Raw genomic sequence first — 23,254 nt, forward strand, 5'->3', positions numbered from 1 at the left:
AGCACTCCCTTGGAAACGAAGCGGGCGGAAACACGCCGCCCGCGCGCGAGCCGGATGATCCTACTTCGGCAGGAAATCGTTGGTGTAGAAGAAGGTCGGCGGCTCCTTGGTGTCGAGCCCGTTATACTTCTTCATCAGCTCGATCATGTCCGCCCAGTCGGCCGGCACGTTCAGGCCCAGCACTTTGCCGCTATTGGCTTCGGAATAGAGCACGTCGAGCGTCACCTTCTGCACCTCGGCCGCCTGCTTCTTTCCGGCCTCCTCGTTCATCGTGCCGCCGACAATGTCGCCCATCGCGTTGACCGCCGCCTGCGGGTCGGCCTCGGCCGCCTTGTAGGATTTGATGGTGGCGGCGAGGAAGCGCTTCACCAGGTCCGGGTTCTTGGCCACCGTGTCGCGCGAGGCGACGATGCAATAGCCGACCTGGTTCACGCCGAAGGCGGAATAGGGGAAGGTGACGGGCTGGGCGCCGCCGGCGGCCTTGATTTCGGCCGGCTTGTCGTCGAGCCCGCCGAGCAGGCCGACCGTGCCACCCGCGCCCTGCAGATAGCTCGACACCAGCGCGCCATCGGGCACGTTGATGATGCCGACATCGCCCTCGGCGAGCCCGGCATTCTTCAGCACCAGCGGGAAGAAGGTGTTCACCCCGGCATTGGAGGTGGTGAGCAGCTTCTTGCCCTTGAGATCGGCGATCTTGGTGACGCCGGCATCCGGCCGCACGATGATGGCCTCCGTCCCCATCGCGTCGATGACGGCGACCGACACCAGCGGCGCGCCCTTGGCGGCAAGGTTCACCAGCCCGGCGCAGGAGCCATAGGAAAAGGTGCTGTCGCCATTGGCGACCAGCCGGTGCGCCGAACCGGAGCCATTGCCCGAGCGGACATCCAGATTGATGCCGGCTTCCTTGAAGTAGCCACGGTCCTTGCCGAGGGCGAAGGCGGCGTGCGAGCCGTACCACATCCAGTTGAGTCGCAGCCGCACATCGTCGAGCGCCTTGGCCTCGCCGGCACCGAACAGGCTGACGGCAAGCAGCGCCGCGCCGGCAAGTCGTTTTCCGAGTGTCGCAGACATCATCATTTCGATCCTCGCTCTGGTTTTTGCTTATGCGTTACCGGGAAAAGCTCAGGCCGGCAGGCAGCCGGGCCCGAGAGGTTCGTACGTCTTGTAGGACAGCACGAACTCCTGATGCCCGAGCGCCTCGGACTTGGTCGGCGCGCCGGAAGCGGCGGCGATGATGGCCGCCAGCAGGCGCCGCCCCACCTCCTCCACCGTCTCGACACCGTCGGCGATGGTGCCGGCATTGATGTCCATGTCGCCCTCCATGCGGGCATAGGTCCGCGAGTTCGACACGCCCTTGATGACAGGCGCCACCGCCTGCCCGACCACCGAGCCGGCACCTGTCGTGAACAGGATCAGATGGCAGCCGCTCGCCACCATTTCGGTGATGGTCTGGGTGTCGTTGATGTTGGGAATGCCGTAGCGCACCGGCCCGTCATTCACCGTGTCCATCAAATAGAGCCCGGTGGCGGGCGGGCGCACGCCCGGCTTCAGCACGCCGCTGATCGGGCGCGAGCCGCTCTTGGCATAGGCGCCGAGCGACTTCTCCTCCAGCGTCGACAGGCCATATTTGATGTTGCCGCCGCCAAAGCTGCCATGGCCGAGCGCGGTGTAATAGGCGTCGGCCTTGCGCACCGCCTCGCGCAGCGCCTCGGCGAGTGCAGGCGTGGTGGCGCGGCTCGCCATATGCGCTTCGCAGCCGATAAGTTCGCAGGTTTCCTCGAACATGACAGTCGCGCCGGCATCGACCAGAAGGTCGCTGGCATGGCCGACCGCCGGGTTGATGGTGACGCCGGACAGCCCGTCCGAGCCACCGCATTTGGTGCCGATGACGAGGTCGGCCAGCGTGATCGGCACGCTTGGCACACGCGCGAGCACGGCCAGCTGCGCCTCGACAAAGGCCCGGCCCTTCGCCACCGTGCCGGCGGTGCCGCCACAGGACTGGATGGTGAGAAGCTCCACCGGCCGGCCGCTGGCGGCGATCGCCACCTTGAGCCGGGTGCGCTGGAATTCCTCGCAGCCGAGCGAGACCAGCAGCACCGCGCCGACATTGGGATGGGTGGCGATACTGGTCATCACCCGCTCGGCATAGTCGCTGGGATAGCAGCCGGGAAAGCCGATGAGCTGCGCGCCCTCGCCCTGATAGGGCGCCGCGATCATCCGGGCGACGTGGTGCGCGCATTCCACGAGATAGGCGACCAGCACCTGGTTGCGAATGCCCTTGCGGCCGTCCGCCCGCAGGAAGCCGCGCATCCCTCCGGCGGCGGGGGGCGAGGGGGCGAGGCTATTCATAATGGTCCTCGTCATTGTTCAGGTAGCGGCTGGTGACATTGTGGACATGCACGAGCCGCCCCTTGCCGATCGCCGCGCTCGCCAGCGCGACCTTCATGCCGAAGCGCACGATGTCCTGCCCCTCGGCGATGGCGTCGAGCGCCAGCTTGTGCCCCTGCGGGATGGCTTCCTCGGCGCGCAGCGTCACGCCCGGCAGCGTCGCGGCGATCTCCCCGGCGGCGATATCGCGCAGCGCGATGCCGACATTGTCGCCGGCCGCCAGGATGATGAGGTTCGCCGATGCGGCCATGGCGCCCTCAGCCCGCGACAAGGTTGGGGGTGCCGATGGCGCGCATCATTTCCAGCGTCGCCGCGCGGTATTCCCGGCGCACGTCGCGGGTCGGCGGCCGGCAGCGGCTGGAGGGCAGGCCGACCAGTTCCATGCAGAGCTTGTCGAGATAGCCGTCGCCGCTGGTGAAATCGCGCTCGATCTCGACCCAGAGCTTGTAGAAGGGCATCGCCTCCTCCACCAGCATGCGCGCGACTTCCGGGTAATTGCCAGCGCCGATCTCGCGCACCAGCTTCAGCCCCCAGGCGGGCCAGAAATTGCACAGATGCACCTCGAACGCCCTGGCGCCGAGCGCGGGCATGGCGCTGAAGGCGAAGAACAGATTGTTGTCGATGATGGTGAAGCGCTTGGAGAAATGCGCCGCCACGCTCTCGAATTCCATCGCGTCGGTGCGCGGGGTCGCCCATTTAAGGCCGACCACATTCGGGATCTCCGCCAGGCGCTCGACCATGCGGAACGAGATGTTCGTGGTGTTCCAGAAGGTGTTGTAGATGATGATGCCGATATCGGGCGCCGCGGCGGCGGCGGCGCGGACGAACTCCTCGAAATCCGCCTCGGTATGGCTGAAGTAGAACGGGCACGACACCTGGATGAAGTCCGCCCCGATACGCTGGGCGGCCTTGGCGAGGCGGACGAGTTCGAGCGTGCTGGTGGTCTGGGCGCCCATCGCCACCGGCACCCGGCCGCCGACCTCGTCGACGACGATCTCCGCCACCCGCACCCGCTCGTCGAAGCTCATGGTGGAGAAGTCGCCCGCCGCGCCGCCGGCGAGAAACACCGCCGTCTCCGCCGTCAGCCCGCCCTCGATGAGAAAGCGCACATAGGTGCGCAGCGCCGCCTCGTCGACGGGAAAACCTTCCTCGTCGCGAAACGGCGTCGGCACGGTGACATAGCAACCTTCGAGCTTCTTCTTGAGAATGTCCGTCTGCACGTCGCAACTCCGCCGCTCACCGCAGCCGCGCGTCATCGCGTGCCTGCGGCCGCCGGGCCGCAGGCATTCACGGACGAAAAGTCGCGTGGCTGCTCAAAATGTCAGGTCAACACATCCGGGCGCCGACGGTCCCGCCAGCGGTTCCTCGAAGCCTTCCGTGCCCCAATAGTGCCGAGAAAATGCGCCGTGAATTGACAGGAAAGGACGTATTGTTGATCATTCTGGTCAACTGGCCTTCATCGGTGCGCCATCCATGCCGCCACAGCCCTCCACCACTGAAACACCGGGCCCGGGCGGGAGAGCGGGCGGGGGCGGGGTCCCCGCGTTCAACTTCATCCTGCAGCCGGAATTCCCGCTGAACGCGCTGGTGCTGGCCAGCGAGGCGCTGCGCATCGCCAACCAGAACAGCGGCCGCGAGATCTTCCGCTGGCGCTTCGTCTCCGAGGACGGCGCCCCGGTGCGGGCCAGCAACGGCTTCTGGATGTCGGCCAACGACAGCCTGGCCTCCATGCCGGCGGCCGATTTCTATCTCGTCTTCGAGGGCAATCTGCCGATGCAGCGCAATTCCTCGAAGCTGCTCGGCCAGCTGCGCACCGCCGCCCGCTTCGGCGCCGCGATCGGCGCCATCGATACCGGCACCTTCGCGCTGGCCCAGGCCGGGCTGATCGACCGGCGCGATGTGGTGCTGCACTGGGAGGCGGTGCCGACCTTTCGCGAGCGCTTCCCCGGCCTGGGCGTCAAGAACCAGATCTACCTGATCGACGGTCCGCGCCTGACCTGCGCCGGCGGCATCGCCACGCTCGACATGATGCTCGACCTGATCGGCCGGCTGAAGACGCCGACCTTGGCCAGCGAGGTGGCCAACGCCCTCGTCTATGCCCCGCGCCCGGCCACCGCGCCGCAGCGGCTCGACGACCTGCCCGGCGTCGCCGCCCAGCCGGCGCTGCCGGACCGCATCGTCGCGCTGATGGAGCGCCATCTCGATTTCCCGCTGCCGCTGGACGAGATCGCCGAAAGGCTGGAGGTGTCGCCGAAGACCGTGCTGCGCGCCTGCCGCCGCAGCTTCGACGAGACGCCGATGCGGCTTTATCTGCGCATCCGCCTGCAGGCCGCCCGCAACATGCTGTTCTATGAGGAATTCGGCATCAAGGAGGTCGCCACCGCCTGCGGCTTTTCCTATCCGAGCGTGTTCACCCGCGCCTTTCATGCCCAGTTCGGCATGGCGCCGCGCGAGTTCCGCGCCTCGCTGCGCCGGCAGCAAAACCAGACCTACCGGCCGGAAGTGCGGCGCCTGTCGATCACGCCGCCGATCAGGGACGACGCCCCGCCGCTGTGACGCGGCGTCCGGGTCACGCCTGCCGGGTGAGGCAGCGGGGGAGGGGGCGCCTCACGCCGCAGCCGCCCCCGCGACCGCGCCAAAGGCGGCATCTTCAGGCGATGAAGTCGTCGGCAGGGGAAGCCGGTGCGGTGACGATGTCTTCGATCCGGTCCCCGGTCGGGTCCGGGTGCGAAGTGCCGGCGAAGGCTGTCGCCTCGCCCGCCAGCGCGTCGGATGCAAAGGCCTCGTCCATCTCCTCCGGGCCTTCGGCAGTGAGGCCGGAGAAGTCGAGGAGGTCAGACGATGCGCCCGCAGGGTCGGACGGCACGAAGCCATCTGTCCCGCCCGTCGCCTCCGACCCGGGCGGCTTGGTGAAGCTGAGGCTGAGCTCCTCGCCCGGCCGGTCATCGCCGCTGCCGGTGCCCGCCGCGCTGGTCGCCGGATCGTCGATCCTGCCGAAGCTGAGGCTGATCTCCTCGCTTGGGCGGTCATCGCCGCTGCCGGTGCCCGCGCGTGCAACGCTGGAGGGCGCGGCCTCGGAAAGGGAACGCGCTGCGTCGGGAAGGTCGGGGCCAGGCGTTGGGCTCATCGGAGAACTCCCTTGATGAGAAGGCTCTACAGGTAGCATATAGCCTTGTAGTAGTGGGAGAGGCCGCGCGGTCGCGGGACGAGGATCACGCCAAGGTGTTTTCGCCCGCGCAGCGATGCGTTTCCCTCCCTCTCCGCCGAGCCGCCTGCCGGATGAACGCGCCCAGCTGCCGCCCCGTGGCGCGGAGCCGGCCATGAGCGCCGCCTCCCCCGCTGGCGGCACCCTTGTGGCGCGGGCACTGCGCGACGTGCGCGGCGCGTTCCTCGGCGTCGGCGTGCTGAGCGGGGTGAGCAACCTGTTAATGCTCACCGGCCCGCTGTTCCTGATCCAGATCTATGACCGGGTGCTGACCAGCCGCAGCGTGCCGACGCTCGCGGCGCTGTGCGTGCTGGTGATGGTGCTCTATGCCGGCCTCGGCCTGATCGAGATCGTGCGGGGCCGCGTGCTGACCCGGATAGGCGACCGGCTGGACGAGACGCTGGGACCCGCCGGTTTTCGCCTGGCGCTGGAACTGCCGCTGGGCGCGCCCCCGGGAAGGGCCGGCCGGCCCGTCGGCGAACTCGACCAGATCCGCGGCTTCCTCGCCGGGCCGGGGCCGATCGCGCTGTGCGATCTGCCCTGGCTGCCGGTCTATCTCGTCGTGGTCTTCGCCTTCCATTCCTGGCTCGGCTGGCTGGCGGTGGCGGGGGCGGTTCTGCTGGTGGGCAGCACAGTGGCCAATGAGCTGGCGCTGCGCGGGCCGGTGCGGCACAGCGCGGACCTCGCCCTGCGCCGCCATGATCTCATGGAGGCGGGACGGCGCAATGCCGAGGTGCTGCACGCCATGGGCATGGTGCCCGCCTATGCCGCGACCTGGCGCCGGACCGATGGCGAGCAGACGGGGCTGCGCCGGCGCATCGCCGACATCGCCGGGCTGCACGCCAGCTTTGCGCGGGTGCTGCGGCTGGCGCTGCAGGCGGCCGTGCTGGCGCTCGGTGCCTTGCTGGTGATCCGGCAGGAGCTTTCGCCGGGGGTGATGATCGCCGCCTCCATCGTCACCTCGCGGGCGCTGGCGCCGATTGAGCAGGCGGTGGCCCATTGGCGCGGCTTCATCGCGGCGCGGCAGGCCCGCAGCCGGCTGGAGGCGCTTCTCGCCGTGCCGCCCGAGGCCGAGACGATGGCCCTGCCGGCGCCCTCGCGCAGCCTCGTCGTCGAGCATCTCGCCGTCGCGCCGCCGGGGAGCGCGCAGCCTGTTCTGCGGGAGGCGAGCTTTCGGCTGGAGGCGGGGCAGGGCCTCGGCGTAGCCGGGCCGAGTGGCTCGGGCAAGTCGAGCCTCGCCCGGGCGCTGGTGGGAAGCTGGCCGTGCCTGCGCGGCACCATCCGGCTGGACGGTGCCGAGCTGAAGCAGTGGCGGCCCGAGGCGATCGGCCGCCATATCGGCTATCTCCCGCAGGATGTGGAGCTGTTCGACGGCACCGTGGCGCAGAACATCGCCCGCTTCGAGCCACACGCCCCGGCGGAAGAGGTGCTGGCGGCAGCCCGCAACGCCAATTGCCACGACATGATCCTGCACTTTCCGGCCGGCTACGACACACGGATCGGGGTGGACGGCACGGCGCTCTCGGCCGGGCAGCGCCAGCGCATTGGGCTGGCCCGCGCGCTCTACCGCCGGCCTTTCCTCATCGTGCTCGACGAGCCGAACGCCAATCTCGACAGGGAAGGCGAGGCCGCGCTCGCCGCCGCCATTCTCGGCGCCCGCCAGGGTGGGGCGATCGTCATCGTCATTGCCCACCGCACCCAGCTGCTGGACACGCTCGACCAGCTTTTGATCATCAAGGAGGGGCGGGTGGCCGCCCTCGGGCCCCGGGCGGAAGTGATCGCCCGGCTGAAAGCGCCGGTGGAGTAGCGCGATGGACGCCCTGACCCCGCCTGAGCGTGCTGCGGAGCCGCGCCTGGTCCTTCCCTCTTCCGCACGGGGCGGGTCCGCCTCGCCGGCGACCCGGTCGATCCGGCGCAACTTGGCCATGGGCTTCGGCCTTGTCGCCCTGCTGTTCGGCGGCCTCGGCGGCTGGGCGGCGACGACCGAACTTGCCGGCGCGGTGGTCGGGCAGGGCACGCTGGTGGTCGAGGGCCGGGTGAAGCAGGTGGAGACCCGCGATGGCGGCGTGGTCGGCGCCATCCATGTGCGCGATGGCGACGCGGTGGCGGCGGGGCAGCTGCTGATCCGGCTCGACGACACGCTGACAAAGGCCAACCTCGCCATTGTCGAGGACCAGATCCGGCATCTGGCCGCCCAGCGCCTGCGTCTCGTCGGCGAGCGCGACGCGGCGGAGGAGCTTGTGGTGCCTGTGGAATTGGAAGCCGGCGAGGCCCCCGGCGCCGCGGCCGCCCTCATCGCCTCCGAGCAGGCGCTGTTCCGCGCCCGCCGCGCGCTTGCCGCCGGCCAGAAGCGCCAGCTTCGGGAGCGCATCGCCCAGATTCACCGCGAGATCGACGGCCTCGCCGAGCGGCGCGACGCCAAGACCGAGGAACTGGCGTGGAACGCGCGCGAGCTTGAGAGCATCGAGACGTTGCGGGGCCGCGATCTCGCCACCCTCGGCCAGGTGGCGGAGCTGAGCCGGCTGCGCGCCCAGCTCACCGGCGAACACGGCCAGTTCACCGCCGAGATCGCCCGCGCCGAAGGGCGGATCGCCGAGACGGAGCTGCAGATCATCGAGATCGACCAGACGCGCCAGGCCGAGGCGCTGGAGGCCCTGCGCGAGATCGACGCAAGGCTGGCCCAGCTCGCCGAGCAGCGGATCGCCGCCCGCGACCGCCTCCGGCGCATGGAGGTCCGCGCCCCGCAGGCCGGCCTCGTGCACGACCTCGCCGTGCACACGATCGGGGCCGTCGTCGCGCCGGGCGAAACCCTCATGCAGATCGTCCCGCGCGCCGCGCTGGTCGCCGAGATGCGGCTGAGCCCGGACGATATCGACGACGTTCATGCCGGCGAGGCGGCGCTGCTGCGGCTCACCAGCTTCAACCGGCGCACCACGCCCGAACTCGCCGGCGTGGTGGCACGGCTCTCGCCGGATGTGTTCGTGAACGAGGCGAGCGGCGAGAGCTGGTATACGGTCCGCCTCACGCTCGATCCCGCAGCGGTGGCACGGCTCGCGCCGCTGAAGCTGGTGCCCGGCATGCCGGTGGAGGTGTTCATCGACACCGGCCCGCGCCTCGCTTTATCCTATTTCCTCAAGCCGTTGCAGGACCAGCTCATGCGCGCCTTCCGCGAGGAGTAGAGCCCGCGCTGGCCCGGCTGCGCCGTCGCCGGGAAAAGACCGCCAGTCCCTGGCCGCCGAGCCGAACGCCCGTAACCGGCGCCGTCAGATGGCCTCCCCCAGCTGCGCGGCGCGGCGCAGGCGCTCGGCGTCGCGGGCGGGAGGCATGCCGAACAGGCGGGCATATTCGCGGCTGAACTGCGAGGCGCTTTCATAGCCGACCGCATAGGCGGCGCGGGCGGCATCGGTGTGGGTCGTCAGCAATCGCCGCGCGGCCTGAAGGCGCAGCGTCTTCTGGTATTGCAGCGGGCTCATCGCCGTCGCCGCCTTGAAATGGCGGTGGAAGGAAGGGACGCTCATGCCGGCGATCTCGGCCAGTGCCTCGGTCCGCAGCGTCTGGTCGAAGTTGCGGCGGATCCAGCTGATCGCGCGCCGCACCTGCGACAGGCGGCTGTCGGTGCGCCCGGCCTGGCGGAGCAGCGGGCCGTGCGCGCCCTGCAGCAGGCGGTACAGCACTTCGCGCTCGCGCGAGGGCGCGAGAAAGCGGATGTCGGCGGGCGTGTCCAGCAGCGCGAGCAGCTGATCCCAGGCCTCCAGCAGAGCGGCCGTGGCGGGCGCCACGCCGAAGCCGGAGGCCGGCGCGGCTGTGGGCGCGGCAGGCGGGGCGGGCGGCATCTCCGCGAGCAGGCTGGTGAGCACGTCGCGATCAAGGGCGAGGCTGGCGACGACATAGGGCGCGTCGCGGGCCGCCTCGATCACGCAGCCGGTGGCCGGCAGTTCCAGCGAGGCGATGAAGCAGCTGCCCGCGCCATAGCGCAGCATCCGGTCGCCGATCAGCACCTGCTTGGTGCCCTGCAGCACCACGCAAGCCATCGGTTCATAGAGCGTCGTCACCGGCGCGCTGTGCTGGCGGGCGATTCCTATGCCGACATGCGGCAACGGCGTCTCCGGCCGCATGCCGTCCGTGTGGCGCGCGATGCGGTGGCACATGCGATCGAGCAAATTCTGCATGGGGGTGATCTTTTCCTTCCTCGCCGGCATCGCAAGCGCCGCTGATAGGATCAGGCAAGGAGTTGATACGATCGGGCGCTCGGCTTCGCAAGCCGCTGACCATATCGGCCAGGGACGCGGCATCACCGCGCGGCATCACCGCGCGGCATCACCGCGCGGCATCACCGCGCGGCTTCAAGCGAACAGGAACAGATCATGACAGAGGTTTTCGGTGCGACATCGACCACGGACGAGGTGCTTGCCGGGGTCGATCTCCACGGCAGGCGCGTCCTGGTGACGGGCACCTCGGCGGGGCTCGGCGTCGAGACCGCGAGGGTTCTGGCGGCGCATGGCGCGCATGTGGTCGGCGCGGCGCGCGACCTTGCCAAGGCCGAGCGGGCGACCGCCGGCGTGCGGGAAGCGGCCCGGGCGAAGGACGGCAGCTTCGAGCTTATCGAGCTTGATCTCGCCTCGCTTGCCAGCGTGCGCGCCTGCGCCGACCGGCTGCTGGCGGATGGCCGCGGCTTCGACCTGGTGATCGCCAATGCCGGCGTCATGGCGCCGCCCTTCGGCCGAACCGCCGACGGGTTCGAGACACAGTTCGGCACCAACCATCTCGGCCACTTCGTGCTGGTGAACAAGATCGCCGGCCTGATCGGCGAGGGCGGGCGGCTGGTGAACCTGTCCTCCGCCGGCCATCGCTTCGCCGATGTCGAGCTCGACGACCCCAATTTCGAACGGACCCCTTATGACCCGTGGGTCGCGTATGGACGTTCGAAGACGGCCAACAGCCTGTTCGCCGTCGCGTTCGACCGGCGGCACCGCGCGCGCGGCGTGCGCGCCACGGCGGTGCATCCCGGGGGCATCCATACCGAGCTCGGCCGGCACATGACCCCCGAAGACATGGAAGCTCTGGTCGCCTCCATCAACGTCGCGCACGCGGCGGCCGGCCTGCCGCCCTTCGCGTTCAAGACGATCCCGCAGGGGGCGGCGACCACGGTATGGGCCGCCTGCGTCGCCGATGCGGAGGCGGTCGGCGGGCGCTATTGCGAGGACTGTCATGTCGCTCAGGTGCAGGACGGCGAAGGCATTCGCGGCGGCGTGCGCCCCTATGCCCTCGACGCCGAGCGGGCGGAGGCCCTGTGGCGCAAAAGCGAGGAACTCGTCGGCGAGCGGTTCTGACGCGGGGCGCGCCCTTCGCCTTCGCCTTCCTGGCCTTTGACGCTTCGGCAGGCGGCCGATCGAGCGAACCCCCGGGCGGCCCTGTGGGCGCCCGGGGATAGCCGGCGCTACGCCGCCCGTGTCGCGACGGCCGGCACGTTGTCGGAATGGCGGATTTCGGTGCCGAGCACCTTCAGGCATTCGCGCATGAAGGCGGCCAGCGCCGTCCAGCCCTTGGCGGAGACCATGTTGCCGTCGACCAGCGCCTCGGTCGGCGAGAGGTCGACATAGATGCCGCCGGCGAGGCGCACTTCCGGCTCGCAGGCGCCGAGCGCGCCAACCCGCTTGCCGGTCAGCACCCCGTCCACCGCCATCAGAATTTGCGCGCCGTGGCAGATGGTGAAGATCGGCTTGCCGGTCTCGTGGAAGTGGCGGACCATCGCCTGAATGCGCTTGTCGGTGCGGATATATTCCGGCCCGCGCCCGCCGGCGCAGTAGACGGCGTCATACTCCTCCAGCTTCACCTCGGAGAAGGTCTTGTTGATGTCGGCGAGGTGGCCGTAGCGCTCGATATAGGTCTGGTGTCCCTCGAAATCGTGCAGCGAGGTCTGGATCTTGTCGCCGGCCTTCTTGTCGGGGCAGACGACATGGACCGTGTGGCCGACCGCTTCCATCCCCTGCTGGAACACGAAGATCTCGTATTCCTCGGTGAATTCGCCCGTCAGCATCAGGATTTTCTTGCCCGGCATGATGAGTACCTCCGCTCATTGTGAGGGGCCGGGCGCGGTCTTGCCTGCCCGGCCGATAGGGTAAGGGTCAGAACGGCGAGTCGGGGAAGTAGTATTCCTCGGCATTGTCCTTGGTGATGAGCGGCGCATCGAGCTTGAGCGCGCCGCGCACCGGGGCGTGGCCGGCGAAATGCGCGGCGGTGAGATAGATGGCGGTCTTGATCATCGAGGGCGGATAGGGCGTCTCGACCGGGGTCATGGCGTCGCCCGCCTTCACCTTCTCGATGATCTCCTTCATGCCGTTGCCGCCGAGCGCGAACTTGATGTCCTTGCGGCCGGACTGCTTGATCGCTTCCAGCACGCCGAGCAGCATGTCGTCGTCATTGGCCCACACCGCATCGATCTGCGGGTATTTGGCGAGATAGTCCTGCATCAGCTTGAAGGCTTCGTCGCTGTTCCAGTTGGCGTACTGGATGTCGAGGATCTTCAGGTCCGAGCCCTTGATCCCGTCCTGGAAGCCCTTGATGCGCTCGTCGTCAATGACGGTCGGGATGCCGCGCAGCACGACGAGATTGCCCTTGCCGCCCATCTTCTCGACCAGGAACTTCGCCGTGTTGAAGCCGACGGCGATGTTGTCGCCGGCGACATAGAGGTCCTGGATATGCGGGTCGTTCAGGCCGCGGTCGACCACGGTGATGAAGGTGCCCTTCTCCTTGATGGTCTTCACCGGCGTGGTCAGCTCCTCGGAGCTGTGCGGCAGGATGACAAGCGCGTCCATCTTGCGCGTGGCCGACATGTCCTCGATGGCGCTCACCTGCGCACTGGCCGAGGGTGAGGTCTTCACGATCACCTCGATGCCGGGAAAGGCCTTGTTGATCTCCTTGGCGGCGGCGTTCGCATGGTAGACGACGCCGGCGGTCCAGCCATGGTCGGCGGCGGGAATGGAGACGGCGATGACCTTCTTTTCGGCGGCTGAAGCCGGGCCGGCCGCCAGCAGCGCGGTCGTCACCCCAGCGGCAATGAGTGCATTCCTGAGCATGTGTTTCCTCCACCAGGTGCGGCAGTCTTGATTGATGCCCGGCGCGTCGCGGCTGCCTCGCGCGCGCCGGTTCTTCTCTTCGCTACCTCTTGGACATCCGCTGGATCAGCATGGCGATGATGATGATCACGCCCTGCACCGCCGCGACGAGGTACTCGGAGACGAAGTCGGAAAGGACCATGAGGTTGGCGATGAATTCGAGGATCACCGCGCCGGCCACCGTGCCCCAGACGCGCCCGCGCCCGCCGCGCAGGGCGGTGCCGCCGATCACCACGGCGGTGATCACCTGCAGCTCCCACAGCAGCCCGGTGGTCGGGGTCGCCGCGCCAAGCCGGGGCACATAGCAGATGGCGGCGATGGCGACGCAGGCGCCCTGGATCACATAGGCGGTGATGCGCACGCGCGTGACCGAGATGCCGGAATAGCGCGCTACGTCCTCATTGGCGCCCACCGCCACGCAGCGCCGTCCATAGCGCGTGCGGTAGAGCACATAGGCGGCGACCAGCGCCACGGCGAGCGAGACGAGGATCGGGATCGGCACACCAAGCACATCGCCGAAATAGACCGGGCGATAGGCATCGCGCAGGCTGCGGTCGATCGCCACCGTGCCGCCATCGGTCATATAGGTGATGAGGGCGCGGAAGATCCCCATCGTGCCCAGCGTGGCGATGAAGGGCTCGATGCGCCCCACTGTGACGATGGTGCCGTTGAGCAGGCCGCAGGCGATGCCGGTGACGAGCGCCACCGCCATGCCGAGCGGGATCGCCGCCGTGCCCACATTCGGCGCCACCGTGTTCATGAACAGGATCATCACCCCGGTGATGAAGGCGGCCATCGAGCCGACCGACAGATCGAGCCCGCCCGAGGAGATGACGAAGGTCGCGCCGATCGCGATGATGGCGATGAAGGCGCTGCGGGTGACGACGTTGGCGATGTTGTTGGCCGACAGGAAGTCGGGATTGATCAGGTAGCCGATCGCCACCAGCGCGGCGAGCGCCAGGAAGGGGCCGGCATCACCCCAGCCGATGGACCAGTTATGCTGGGCGCGCGGCGGCGCGGTGGCGACATCAGCCATGGGCGTTTTCCTCTAAGGCTCGTTCACGCGCCACACTGCTGGTGGCGTAAAGCGCGACATTGCTCTCCGACATGGCGTCGCCGGTGAGTTCCCCGTTGATCCGGCCGGACCGCATGACCAGAATGCGGTCGCACAGGCCGATCAGTTCCTGCATCTCCGAGGAGATGACGATGCAGGAGCGCCCCTCCCGCACCAGCGACTGGATGAAGGCGTAGATCTGGCTCTTATTGGCGATGTCGATGCCGCGCGTCGGCTCGTCGATGACGAGGACGGTAGGGTCGTTCAGCATCACCTTGGCCAGCAGCAGCTTCTGCTGGTTGCCGCCGGAGAGCTGGCCGGCGCGGGCGTCGCGGCTGCGCAGGCGAATATCGTAGCCGCGCACGGCCCGGTCGAGCTGCTGCGCCTCGCCGGCAAGGTCGAGCCCGGCAAAGGGGTGCACTCGGTCCAGCGCCGCCAGCGTCAGATTGGGCGCGAGGCGCTCGCCGAGCAGCAGGCCCTTGCCCTTGCGGTCCTCGGTGAGATAGCCGAGCCCCGCCCGCGCGGCCTCGGCCGGCGAGCGGAAATGCACCGGCCGGCCGTGCAGGCGGACCTCGCCGAAGCTGGCCGGCCGCAGGCCGAGCAGCCCCTCGAAAAGCTCGGTCCGTCCGGCACCGATCATGCCGGCAAGGCCAAGAATCTCGCCCTTGCGCAGCGTGAGCGACACGTCGTTCACGAAGCCGGGCACCTGGGCGTGGGCGATGTCGAGCGCAGGCTCGCCCAGCTCTCTTTCAAGCTTCGGCGGATAGAGGCTGGCGAATTCGCGCCCGACCATCAGGCTCGCCATGCGCTGGGGGGTGAGGCCCTCAGCCTCATAGGTGCCGACCATGCGCCCGTCGCGCAGCACGGTGACACGGTCGGCCAGCCGCTCCACCTCGTCCAGCCGGTGGCTGATATAGAGAATGGCGACTCCGCGCTGCTTCAGCGCGAGGATGATGTCGAGCAGCGGGTCGACCTCTTCATGGGTCAGCACGGCTGTCGGCTCGTCGAAGATCACCACGCGGTGGCTGCCGAGCAGCGCCTTGGCGATCTGCACCAGCTGCCGGTTGGCGATGGAGAGGTCGCCGACCCGGGCGCGCGGCGACACGCTGCAGCCGATGGCGGCGAGCTGTGCGGCGGCGGCCTCGCGCATGGCGCGCTCGTCGAGCCGGCCGAAGCGGGCGATCTCGCGGCCGATGAAGATGTTCTCGGCGACGGTCAGCGCCTCGGCGAGCAGGATCTCCTGGTGCACCAGCGCGATGCCGACCGACTGCGCCTGCGCCGGCGTGTGGAAGCGGATCGGCGCGCCATCCATCAGCAGCTCGCCGTCGCTCGGCTGGAGATAGCCGGAGAGCAGGCGCATGAGCGTGGACTTGCCGGCGCCGTTCTCGCCGATGATGGCGTGGATTTCGCCGGGCCGGATGTCCAGCGTCACCTCCGAGAGCACCGTGACGCCGCCGAATTCCTTGCCGAGCCGCTCGGCCCGAAGCACCGGCGCGCCCTCTAGCGCGGGGAGATGGGCGTGCGCCGCGCTCATTGGTCGAAGGCCGGTGAGAGGCGGTCGCGCGAGCGCTCGAGATGGGCGCGCATCGCATGGCGTGCGGCGTCGACATCGCGGGCGGCGAAGGCCGCGAGGAGGGCCTCATGCTCGTCAAGCGCCTCTTCGGTCACGAGCGCATGGAACATCAGGCGGAAGATGTGAAAATGGGTGTGCTGGTGCGCCAGCGTTTCCCGCACCAGGCCGTTGCCGCCGATTTCCAGGATCATGTCGTGGAAGATGGCATCCTGCCGGGCGAATTGCGGGTAGCGGGCGCGCTCATCCGTGCCGCCACCGCGCAGGTTGACGCCGGCGGCGCCCGTCAGCGCCTTGAGCGCCGGCTCGGTCATGGATGACGCGGCGCGGCCGGCCATTTCCGGCTCCAGCAGCAGGCGCAGATCATACAGCTCCTCGAAGCGGGCGCGGGTGATCTGCGGCGCGGCGCTGTAGCCGACCAGATGGGTCTTGACGACGAGGCCCTCGCCCTCCAGCCGCCCCAGCGCTTCCCGGATCGGGGTCTGCGACACTTCCAGCTCGCGCACCAGATTATCGACAGTGATGCGCGCGCCGGGCGGAATCTTCAGCGCCATAAGACGCGCGAAGATCGCCTCATAGACTTCATCGGCCAGTCCGGCGCCACGATGCACCGCCGGCGTCGATCCGCCGTCTTCGGCGAGGTAGCGGGAAGTAGCGTGAGGTTTGGAACTGCGCATGCGTTGCCCCTTGACAGCGATCAACAGCTAGCACGATCCTCTCCACCACTCAATACGATATCCTATACGATTTTATATAGGCCAATAGCTCACTAATAATACATTATACCAGAAACATGGGAGGGGCATTTGGCTGACATCTCAACGGCGCGGATGACGCGGGACAGTGCTATCGGCAGCGGTCGGCCTCTTGCGCCGCCTGATTGTGCCCGGCGCGCCGGCCGGTGGAGGCGTGTCGATGCTGTCGCGTCGCCGGTCCTGCGCCTGTTACGGCGCGCGCGCCGGCGCCGGCCGCGACGCCGCGTTCCCGTGCGGACAGCCCGTGCCCACTTGGGCGGCCCGGTGCTCCTCAGCCTGCGGAAACCGCCCGGCGCGCCCGATCTCGCCGCTTCCCTCCTGAACGTGAAGATGCGCCGCCATGGCCGATCCCTTTCGAACCCGCGACGTCGTGCCGGATTTCGACCGCCACGTGGCCGCCTATGCCGCGCGCAGCCTCATCACGCGGGCGCGGCTGCCGATGCATGCCGATATCGCCTATGGCCCCTCGCCGGCGGAATGCCTCGATCTGTTCCTCCCGCCGTCGCATCTGGCGACCGGCGCCGTGCACATGTTCATTCATGGCGGCTATTGGCGCATGTTCGCCAAGGAGGACTTCTCCTTCGTCGCCGAGACGGTGACGGGGGCGGGGGCGATCGCGGTGATCGTCGATTACGCCCTGATGCCCGCCGTGCGGATGGCGACGCTCGTCGCGCAGGTGCGCCGGGCCCGGGACTGGATAGCGGCGCATATCGGCGCCTATGGCGGCGACGCTTCCCGCCTCACCATTAGCGGCCACTCCGCCGGTGCCCAACTCGGCGCGCTGCTGTTGGATGCGAGCGCCCCGGCGGGGTCGATCGCCGGCGCCGTTCTGCTCAGCGGCATCTACGATCTCGCGCCGCTGCAGGGCTCGTTCCTGCGGGAGCTGATCGGCCTCACCGACCAGGAGATCCGCGACTTCAGCCCGCTGGCCCGGCACTACACGGCCGGCGCCAACATCCGGCTGCTGGTCGGGGAGTTGGAGACGGCACCGTTTCACCAGCAGATGAACGCCTTCGGCGCGCATCTGGCGATCGCCGCCGGCAGCCGCGTCTGTCAACGCACGCTTCCCGGCGCCGACCATATGAGCATCATGGCGGACCTTGGAACGCCGGGCACGCAAGCCGCACGCCATCTCGTGGAGTGCCTCACGGCCGGTCCCGGCGTGCCCGCGAACGCCTGCGACCACAGTTGATGCGACCAAAGCTGCGGCCGCAGGCGGATCACGGCCGCCTGCGGCTTGGTCGCGGTCGGTGGATCAGACGAGGCCGTCCGATGCGTGCAGCGCGCTGGCGACGACGGCTGTTTGCGCAGCGGCATCATCGGCGGCATCAAGCAGGGCCTGCCATTCGGCCAGCGCCGAGGCATCCTTGGCCGTGATGTCGTCGATCGACATGTCGGCCAGCGTCACGCCGTCGAGCGTGTAGCTCTGGTTGTTGCCGGCGATGTCGATGACGACCGAGCCGCCAACTTCCGAAACCGAGAAGCTCTGCGCCGACATCCAGCCGAAATCGAGCGTGTCGGTGCTCGGCTCGAAGGCCAGCACGGTGTCGGTGCCCCAGGCCCAGTTGATGGCGGTGGTGGTGCTGACGCCATCGCCGTTTCCGGTGTCGCCGTCACCATCGCCGTTCCCGGTGTCGGTGTCGCCGCCATCGGTGTCGCCGTCACCGTTCCCGGTATCGGTGTCGCCGTCATCGGTATCGCCGTCACCATCTTCGCTTCCGGTGTCGGTATCGCCGCCATCGGTATCGCCGTCACCGTCGCCATTGCCGGTGTCGGTATCGCTGCTGTCGGTCACTGTCTTCAGGATCTCGGCGAAGGCATAGCTGTCCTGAACGAGGCCGCTGCCGGTCGGCGAGACATAGCCGGTGGCGGAACCGTTGTCGCGGCTGAGCGACCACATGGAGATGCCGGCGACGCTGTCATTGGCCTGGGCAAAGGCGACGAGCTGCTCGGCATCCTCCAGCGTGAACACTTCCGAGGTGACATCGTTGATGCCGATCATCACCGTGATCACGAGCGGGCTGTCGAGGCCGATCGTCTCCATCTGGGCGAGGGTCGCCTGCGCGGCGGAAATGGCGTCATTGCCCATGTCGCCGGTGTCGTAATACTCGCCATAGTCCATCGCCATGATGTTGACGGTGGCGATCTCCACCCCCGCCGCCATGGCCGCGGTGAGCAGGTCGATGCCGTCCTGTGTCAGGCCGACGGTGAGCACCGGCAGGGTGAACGAGATTTCCAGCTCGGGATTGGCCGCCTGCAGCAGCACCAGCGCCTCGTTGCGCAGCGCATTGGCCGCGTCATTGGCGATCGCCGATCCCTCGATGTCGAAGTCCAGCTGGGTGACGTGGTAGCGGTCGATGATCTCCTGATAGGCGGCGGCAAGGGCCTCGGCGCTGGAGAAGGTGAGCGCCCCTTCCTGGCCGTTGGCGCCGCCCAGCGAGATTGTCACTTCCACGCCCCGCGCCTGCAGCGTCTCGATCTGCGACAGGATGGAGGTGCCATTGGGCAGCGTGTCCGCCGCAATCGTGCCGATGCCGCCCCAGCCGAGCGTGTCGGGACCGGAGGAGAGGACGAAGGCCAGGGTGACGGCGCTCAGCCCGGCGGCGTCGACGATGTCGACCAGGTTCTGGCTGCTGGACAGCGACATGTCGATATAGGGCGAGAAGGTCTTGTCGCCCCCGCCCGTGCCCTCGACGGCGGTGCTCACGCTCACCACCTCGGAGGCCTGGGAAGCCCCGGCCTCGTCGATCGCGACGATGCTGAAGGCATAGGCGGTGGAGGGCTCCAGCCCCGTCACCTTGTAATAGGTGGAGGAGGTGGTCGCGATCAGCACGCCGTCCTGGTAGATCTGATAGGCGCTGACCGTGCCGACCCCGTTCACCTCGGCCGCATCCCACACCAGCACGGTGGTCGTCGCGGAAGTGCCGGCGGCATAGAGGTCCTCCGGTGCGTCCGGCACCACGGGCGTGGTGTCCATGTAGCCGACAAGGGTCCATACCGACCCGCCGGCGGAGGGGTCTTCGCCCTGCGTCCACCACCCGGCCTGATACACCAGATTGCCGATGCTGACGCGGTCGCCCCCGGTGTAGATGTCGCTGGCCGACCAGGCGGCTGCATAGCCGGCTTCCGGTTCTTCGCCGTCGCCATCGGAACCGCCGTCGCCGTCGGAATCCCCGTCGGAATCCCCGCCGGTATCGCCGGGCTCGCCGCCATCATCCGTGCCGTCGCCGCTGCCAGCCGCCTCGAGCGCGACCTGCCAGGCCAAAAGGGCCGAGGCGTCGCGGGCGGTGATGTTGTCGAGGGTCAGATCGGACAGCTGGACACCTTCCAGCCGGTAGGTCTGGTTGTTGGAAGGAATGGAGATGACGACCTCGCCGTCGACTTCCGAGATGGTGAAATTGGTCGAGGAAAACCAGCCGAAGTCGAGCACGTCGGCGGCCGGGTCGAAGGCAAGCACCGTCGCGGTGCCCCACTGCCATGTGATCGTTGTCGTTGTACCGGAAACAAAAGACATCGAAACCTCCTGATCAGTATCACCACCCGCAGGGTCGAGCCGTCCCAAGCGCACCATTCCGGCGCCCGTGTTGCGCAGCCCACGCCTGAATGCACCCCGCGCATCAAGGCATCATGTCAAAAGGTTAGCTCTCCTGCCGTTTTCGGCAGGTTATATTTTATAAGTGGGAGATTTCCGAAATAACGGCATCGCCGCCGCGCGCGACATACGCGACCTTCGTCTCTCTGCGTGGAAGAGTTGTTTGCGCGCGCGGCCCTCGCTACCGGATTTCGGGCGTGGCGCCGGGCTCAGTCTTCCCGAAACGCCCGCGCCATCTGGTCGGTCAGCGGCTTTGTCAGGTAGCTCAGCGGCGTGCGCGCGCCGGTCACGACGAACACGTCGGCCGGCATGCCGGGAACCAGAACCTGTTCCGGGCCGAGCAGGGCCAGCTGGCCAGCATCAATACCGACCTTCAGCGCATAATAGGGTGTGCCGGTCTGGGGATCGACCAGGCGGTCAGGCGAGACGACGAGCAGCGTGCCGGACAATTCCGGTGTGGAGTGCTGGTCAAAGGCGGCGAGGCGGACACGGGCGGGCTGTCCGGCGCGAATCCGGTCCACCGATGCCGGGTCCGCGCGGGCTTCCACAATCAGGGTCTCGTTATCAGGCACGATTTCCATCACCACGTCGCCCGGCTTGATGACGCCACCAAGGGTGTGGAACGCGAGGCCGTTGACCCGGCCGCTCACGGGCGCACGAATATCCGTGCGCTTGAGCTTGTCGATGGCGGCGATGCGCTCCTCGGTCTGCTCCTGCACATTGGCCTCCGCCTCGCGCAGCTCGGTCAGTACCTTCTCCCGCGTGTCGCGCTCAAGCTCCAGGATCTGCAGTTGCAATTGGCCGATCCCTTGCTCGATGGCGGCCTTGTCGGCAATGCGCCCGGCGATGGCGCCTTCCAGCTCGGCCTGCTGGCGCTCCAGCGCCAGAAGGCGTGTGGTCGGCATCAGCCCCCTCTCGCCGAGCGCGCGCGCCGCCTCCAGCTCCCGGCCGATGAGGACGTGCTGGCGCAGGGCCGCCGCGCGCTGGGCCTCCAGGCCGCCGATCTGCTCCCGGCTCTGGGCAATGCCGGCCTCAAGGCGGGCCACCTGCGCCTTCAGCGTCTCGCGCCGGGCCTGAAACAGCCGCTGCTGGCCGGTGAACACGCGGTCGGCGATTTCCGCGCCGGTCTCGGGGGGCGCGATACCGTCGGCGAGCAGGCCCGCGCCGGCGAGGTCCGGCCCGGCCCCGGGAGGCACGGCATTCGCCCATTGCCGGTCGACCGCCACCATGGCATCGAGCATGGCCGGCCGCGTCATCGCCGGGGCATCGTCGCGCTCGGCCTTGAGGCGGGCCTGCCGGGCCAGCGCCTCATAGAGCCGGTTCTCGACAATCGCCCGTTCGGCGGCATGGCGGGTGGCGTCGAGGCGGATCAGCAGGTCGCCGGCCTTGACCGATGCGCCATCGCGCACGGCCAGCGCGCTGATGATGCCGCCGTCCAGGTGCTGGATGGCGCGTGACTTTCCTTCCGTCACCACGATGCCCGGGGAGACCACCGCGCTCTGCAGCAGGGCGAGGGCCGACCAGAGGCCGAAGCCGAGAATGACACTGACGCAGACCAGGGCACCAAAGCGCAGATGCCCGGCTGGATCGGCCGGGTCATCGGTTGCGCGGGAACCGGAGGCGGCCGGTCGGCGCCGGCCGAAGAACTTTCGCCCTTCGGCGCGTTCCGGCCCTGCGGATGGCGGCGGGGAAGCCTTGTCGGACGACAAAGCGCGGCGGTCATCCGAGGGGCCGGAGCTCACGAGGCGTTCTCCGTCGCAACCGCCGCCCTTGCCACCGCCTCGGCGGGCGGCTTCATCAGGTCGCGCAGCACCGCTTCCTTGGGACCGAGCGCGGCGATGCGCCCCTCCTTCAGCACCAGCGCCCGGTCGCAGGCGGCAAGGCCGCTGGCGCGGTGGGTGATGACGATCACGGCGGCGCCGCGCTTGCGGGCGGCCAGCAGCGCGGCCGTCAGCGCGGCATCGCCCTCCTGGTCGAGACTGGCGTTCGGTTCGTCGAGCACGATCAGGCAGGGGTCGCCATAAAGTGCCCGGGCCAGGGCGATGCGCTGGCGTTGACCACCGGAAAGCGCCGCTCCGCCCGGCCCGAGGCGGGTCATATATCCCTCGGGCAGCGCCAGGATCATGGCGTGAGCCGCCGCGGCCTGAGCGGCACGGATGATGGTCTCGTCCTTCGCGCCCGGCTGGTGCCGGCTGATCGCGTCGCGCACGGTGCCGCCGATCAGTTCCACATCCTGCGGGAGATAGCCGATATGCCGGCCGAGCCTGTCGGCGTCCCACTGGTCGAGCGTCGCGCCGTCCAGCCGCACGCTGCCGCTCATCGGGCGCCAGAGGCCGACGATGATGCGGGCGAGGGTGGACTTGCCCGAGGCGCTTGGCCCGAGAATGCCGAGTCCCTCGCCGGGTTCGAGCCGGAAGCCGATGCCTTCCAGCACCGGGCGACGCAGCCCTGGCGGCGCCGCCATGACGCCGGCAAGGGAGAGATGGCCGGTGGGTGTGGGAAGATCCATCTTCGGTGCCGCATCGGCCTCATCGGCAAGCCGCCGCTCCAGTCGCTCAAGGGCGGCACGGGCGCCGGCCATGGCCTTCCACTGGGCGACGATTTGGTCGATGGGCGCCAGAGCCCGGCCCAGCATGATCGACGAGGCGATCATGATGCCGCCGGTCGCCGCCTGCTCGATCACCAGAACCGCGCCGATCGCCAGCGTCGCCGACTGCAGGAACAGGCGGAACCCGCGTGAGATCGCCGCGATGCGGGCGGCCGCGTCGCCGCCGTCGCGTTCGGTGGCCCGTGCCCGGGCCAGTGTCCCGCCCCACAGGCCCGCCACCTGCGGCCGCATGCCGAGCGCCGTCACCGCCTCGGAGGAGCGGCGGGCGCCTTCCAGCATCGTGCCCGCCTGCGCCGCCTCGCTCGCCGCCAGCGCCATCGGCGCCTGCGTCAGGTGATTGTTCAGGAGGGCAAGTGACACCACCACCGCGACGCCAAGCAGGCCGATGAGCCCGAGCGACCAGTGGAGAAGCCCCAGCACCACCAGATAAAGTGGCACCCAGGGCAGGTCGAACAGCGCCAGCGGCGCGGGCCCGCCGAGAAAGCGGCGGACCGTGGCCAGATCCGCTGTCGGCCGGCCGGTGCTCGCATGCCCCGCGAACGCATCGGCGATCTCGCTGCGAAAGGCCGGCCCGGAGAACTGCGCTTCCAGCCGATCGCCAAGGCGTGCCAGAACCCGGCCTCTCGCATAGTCGATCATCGCGAAGGCGATGTAGAGCGCCGTCGCAATCAGACCCAGCACCCACAGGGTTGGCAAGGAACGGCTGACCAGCACCCGGTCATACACCTGGAGCATGAACAGCGGGCCGGTGAGCATCAGGAGGTTGGTGACGCCGCTGAACACCCCGACGCCGATGAGGGCCTGCCGGCTGCCGTCGAGCACGGTGCCGACCACGCGGCCGAGGCGACGGCGCGGCGGCCCGGGCTCAGCAGGGCGCGCTGTCATCGACACCCCATCGCCAGCGGCCGCGCAGTGGCCGACCATTGGCATCTGGAAGGGGTGAGCGCGTGCATTCCGTGGATGTATG

Annotated in this window: 19 protein-coding genes; 5 read left to right on the forward strand and 14 right to left on the reverse strand. The window is 68.7% G+C overall.

All coding sequences use genetic code 11. The features are described from left to right. Positions 1 to 60 precede the first annotated feature (60 nt). The 4 genes from A3M1_RS0112165 to A3M1_RS0112180 are packed head-to-tail and all read right to left on the reverse strand — an operon-like array spanning position 61 to position 3,608. Positions 61 to 1,071: an ABC transporter substrate-binding protein gene (locus tag A3M1_RS0112165; protein ID WP_245261653.1), complete on the reverse strand. Its 1,011-nt coding sequence runs from the start codon at positions 1,069 to 1,071 to the stop codon at positions 61 to 63. A 51-nt stretch (positions 1,072 to 1,122) separates the two neighbouring features. Then, a complete protein-coding gene (locus tag A3M1_RS0112170) occupies positions 1,123 to 2,349 on the reverse strand; it encodes a UxaA family hydrolase (protein WP_245261654.1) in 1,227 nt (408 codons plus the stop codon). Next, a complete protein-coding gene (locus A3M1_RS0112175; protein ID WP_018389250.1) occupies positions 2,342 to 2,638 on the reverse strand; it encodes a UxaA family hydrolase in 297 nt (98 codons plus the stop codon). The genes A3M1_RS0112170 and A3M1_RS0112175 overlap by 8 nt, the downstream gene beginning before the upstream one ends. Positions 2,639 to 2,645: 7 nt before the next feature. After that, positions 2,646 to 3,608: a dihydrodipicolinate synthase family protein gene (locus A3M1_RS0112180; RefSeq protein ID WP_018389251.1), complete on the reverse strand. Its 963-nt coding sequence runs from the start codon at positions 3,606 to 3,608 to the stop codon at positions 2,646 to 2,648. 253 nt (positions 3,609 to 3,861) lie between these two features. Between A3M1_RS0112180 and A3M1_RS0112185 the strand changes: the two genes are divergently transcribed. Then, on the forward strand, positions 3,862 to 4,944 hold the full coding sequence (locus A3M1_RS0112185) for a GlxA family transcriptional regulator (protein WP_018389252.1): 1,083 nt from the start codon (positions 3,862 to 3,864) through the stop codon (positions 4,942 to 4,944). Between the two features lie 94 nt (positions 4,945 to 5,038). Here A3M1_RS0112185 and A3M1_RS0112190 read toward each other — a convergent pair whose 3' ends face one another. Beyond that, on the reverse strand, positions 5,039 to 5,515 hold the full coding sequence (locus tag A3M1_RS0112190) for a hypothetical protein (protein WP_018389253.1): 477 nt from the start codon (positions 5,513 to 5,515) through the stop codon (positions 5,039 to 5,041). Positions 5,516 to 5,708: 193 nt separating this feature from the next. Between A3M1_RS0112190 and A3M1_RS0112195 the strand changes: the two genes are divergently transcribed. Both A3M1_RS0112195 and A3M1_RS0112200 read left to right on the forward strand, forming a co-directional pair. After that, positions 5,709 to 7,400 (forward strand): type I secretion system permease/ATPase, encoded by a 1,692-nt coding sequence (locus tag A3M1_RS0112195; protein WP_018389254.1) that lies wholly within the window; start codon positions 5,709 to 5,711, stop codon positions 7,398 to 7,400. A 4-nt stretch (positions 7,401 to 7,404) separates the two neighbouring features. Beyond that, positions 7,405 to 8,772: an HlyD family type I secretion periplasmic adaptor subunit gene (locus A3M1_RS0112200; RefSeq protein WP_245261655.1), complete on the forward strand. Its 1,368-nt coding sequence runs from the start codon at positions 7,405 to 7,407 to the stop codon at positions 8,770 to 8,772. An 84-nt stretch (positions 8,773 to 8,856) separates the two neighbouring features. Here A3M1_RS0112200 and A3M1_RS0112205 read toward each other — a convergent pair whose 3' ends face one another. Continuing rightward, positions 8,857 to 9,762, reverse strand: coding sequence for an AraC family transcriptional regulator (locus A3M1_RS0112205; protein ID WP_018389256.1), 906 nt, complete (start codon positions 9,760 to 9,762; stop codon positions 8,857 to 8,859). Between the two features lie 195 nt (positions 9,763 to 9,957). Between A3M1_RS0112205 and A3M1_RS0112210 the strand changes: the two genes are divergently transcribed. Next, on the forward strand, positions 9,958 to 10,923 hold the full coding sequence (locus tag A3M1_RS0112210) for an SDR family NAD(P)-dependent oxidoreductase (protein ID WP_018389257.1): 966 nt from the start codon (positions 9,958 to 9,960) through the stop codon (positions 10,921 to 10,923). A 107-nt stretch (positions 10,924 to 11,030) separates the two neighbouring features. Here the strand turns inward: A3M1_RS0112210 and A3M1_RS0112215 are convergent, their stop codons facing one another. The 5 genes from A3M1_RS0112215 to A3M1_RS0112235 all read right to left on the reverse strand — a co-directional run bounded on the left by A3M1_RS0112215 (position 11,031) and on the right by A3M1_RS0112235 (position 15,886). Beyond that, positions 11,031 to 11,651: a DJ-1/PfpI family protein gene (locus A3M1_RS0112215; protein ID WP_018389258.1), complete on the reverse strand. Its 621-nt coding sequence runs from the start codon at positions 11,649 to 11,651 to the stop codon at positions 11,031 to 11,033. Positions 11,652 to 11,718: 67 nt separating this feature from the next. Then, on the reverse strand, positions 11,719 to 12,669 hold the full coding sequence (locus tag A3M1_RS0112220) for a substrate-binding domain-containing protein (RefSeq protein ID WP_018389259.1): 951 nt from the start codon (positions 12,667 to 12,669) through the stop codon (positions 11,719 to 11,721). A gap of 82 nt (positions 12,670 to 12,751) precedes the next feature. Next, a complete protein-coding gene (locus A3M1_RS0112225) occupies positions 12,752 to 13,744 on the reverse strand; it encodes an ABC transporter permease (protein WP_018389260.1) in 993 nt (330 codons plus the stop codon). Continuing rightward, positions 13,737 to 15,296: a sugar ABC transporter ATP-binding protein gene (locus tag A3M1_RS0112230; RefSeq protein ID WP_018389261.1), complete on the reverse strand. Its 1,560-nt coding sequence runs from the start codon at positions 15,294 to 15,296 to the stop codon at positions 13,737 to 13,739. The genes A3M1_RS0112225 and A3M1_RS0112230 overlap by 8 nt, the downstream gene beginning before the upstream one ends. After that, positions 15,293 to 15,886: a GntR family transcriptional regulator gene (locus A3M1_RS0112235; RefSeq protein ID WP_245261880.1), complete on the reverse strand. Its 594-nt coding sequence runs from the start codon at positions 15,884 to 15,886 to the stop codon at positions 15,293 to 15,295. The genes A3M1_RS0112230 and A3M1_RS0112235 overlap by 4 nt, the downstream gene beginning before the upstream one ends. 541 nt (positions 15,887 to 16,427) lie before the next feature. Here A3M1_RS0112235 and A3M1_RS0112245 point away from each other — a divergent pair. Further along, positions 16,428 to 17,279 carry an alpha/beta hydrolase gene (locus tag A3M1_RS0112245; protein ID WP_018389264.1) on the forward strand — a complete coding sequence of 284 codons (852 nt, stop codon included), beginning with the start codon at positions 16,428 to 16,430 and terminating at the stop codon, positions 17,277 to 17,279. A 63-nt stretch (positions 17,280 to 17,342) separates the two neighbouring features. Here A3M1_RS0112245 and A3M1_RS0112250 read toward each other — a convergent pair whose 3' ends face one another. The 3 genes from A3M1_RS0112250 to A3M1_RS0112260 form a co-directional block, all read right to left on the reverse strand. Further along, positions 17,343 to 19,601: a fibronectin type III domain-containing protein gene (locus A3M1_RS0112250; RefSeq protein WP_018389265.1), complete on the reverse strand. Its 2,259-nt coding sequence runs from the start codon at positions 19,599 to 19,601 to the stop codon at positions 17,343 to 17,345. Positions 19,602 to 19,888: 287 nt separating this feature from the next. Then, a complete protein-coding gene (locus A3M1_RS0112255; protein WP_018389266.1) occupies positions 19,889 to 21,421 on the reverse strand; it encodes an HlyD family type I secretion periplasmic adaptor subunit in 1,533 nt (510 codons plus the stop codon). Then, the gene (locus tag A3M1_RS0112260; protein WP_245261656.1) at positions 21,418 to 23,172 is read right to left on the reverse strand and encodes a type I secretion system permease/ATPase; all 1,755 of its coding nucleotides are present in this window, start codon (positions 23,170 to 23,172) and stop codon (positions 21,418 to 21,420) included. Before A3M1_RS0112260 ends, A3M1_RS0112255 begins: the two co-directional genes overlap by 4 nt. Positions 23,173 to 23,254 lie beyond the last annotated feature (82 nt).

Origin of the sequence: Ancylobacter sp. FA202 (assembly GCF_000380205.1) — a bacterium.
Taxonomy (GTDB): Bacteria; Pseudomonadota; Alphaproteobacteria; order Rhizobiales; family Xanthobacteraceae; genus Ancylobacter.

Bases quoted from the DNA above. Each gene is read 5' to 3' on its own strand.
- A3M1_RS0112165 (WP_245261653.1), bottom strand. From the start codon at position 1,071: ATGTCTGCGACACTCGGAAAACGACTTGCCGGCGCGGCGCTGCTTGCC.
- A3M1_RS0112170 (WP_245261654.1), bottom strand. From the start codon at position 2,349: ATGAATAGCCTCGCCCCCTCGCCCCCCGCCGCCGGAGGGATGCGCGGC.
- A3M1_RS0112175 (WP_018389250.1), bottom strand. From the start codon at position 2,638: ATGGCCGCATCGGCGAACCTCATCATCCTGGCGGCCGGCGACAATGTC.
- A3M1_RS0112185 (WP_018389252.1), top strand. From the start codon at position 3,862: ATGCCGCCACAGCCCTCCACCACTGAAACACCGGGCCCGGGCGGGAGA.
- A3M1_RS0112190 (WP_018389253.1), bottom strand. From the start codon at position 5,515: ATGAGCCCAACGCCTGGCCCCGACCTTCCCGACGCAGCGCGTTCCCTT.
- A3M1_RS0112195 (WP_018389254.1), top strand. From the start codon at position 5,709: ATGAGCGCCGCCTCCCCCGCTGGCGGCACCCTTGTGGCGCGGGCACTG.
- A3M1_RS0112200 (WP_245261655.1), top strand. From the start codon at position 7,405: ATGGACGCCCTGACCCCGCCTGAGCGTGCTGCGGAGCCGCGCCTGGTC.
- A3M1_RS0112205 (WP_018389256.1), bottom strand. From the start codon at position 9,762: ATGCAGAATTTGCTCGATCGCATGTGCCACCGCATCGCGCGCCACACG.
- A3M1_RS0112210 (WP_018389257.1), top strand. From the start codon at position 9,958: ATGACAGAGGTTTTCGGTGCGACATCGACCACGGACGAGGTGCTTGCC.
- A3M1_RS0112215 (WP_018389258.1), bottom strand. From the start codon at position 11,651: ATGCCGGGCAAGAAAATCCTGATGCTGACGGGCGAATTCACCGAGGAA.
- A3M1_RS0112220 (WP_018389259.1), bottom strand. From the start codon at position 12,669: ATGCTCAGGAATGCACTCATTGCCGCTGGGGTGACGACCGCGCTGCTG.
- A3M1_RS0112225 (WP_018389260.1), bottom strand. From the start codon at position 13,744: ATGGCTGATGTCGCCACCGCGCCGCCGCGCGCCCAGCATAACTGGTCC.
- A3M1_RS0112230 (WP_018389261.1), bottom strand. From the start codon at position 15,296: ATGAGCGCGGCGCACGCCCATCTCCCCGCGCTAGAGGGCGCGCCGGTG.
- A3M1_RS0112235 (WP_245261880.1), bottom strand. From the start codon at position 15,886: ATGGCGCTGAAGATTCCGCCCGGCGCGCGCATCACTGTCGATAATCTG.
- A3M1_RS0112245 (WP_018389264.1), top strand. From the start codon at position 16,428: ATGGCCGATCCCTTTCGAACCCGCGACGTCGTGCCGGATTTCGACCGC.
- A3M1_RS0112250 (WP_018389265.1), bottom strand. From the start codon at position 19,601: ATGTCTTTTGTTTCCGGTACAACGACAACGATCACATGGCAGTGGGGC.
- A3M1_RS0112260 (WP_245261656.1), bottom strand. From the start codon at position 23,172: ATGACAGCGCGCCCTGCTGAGCCCGGGCCGCCGCGCCGTCGCCTCGGC.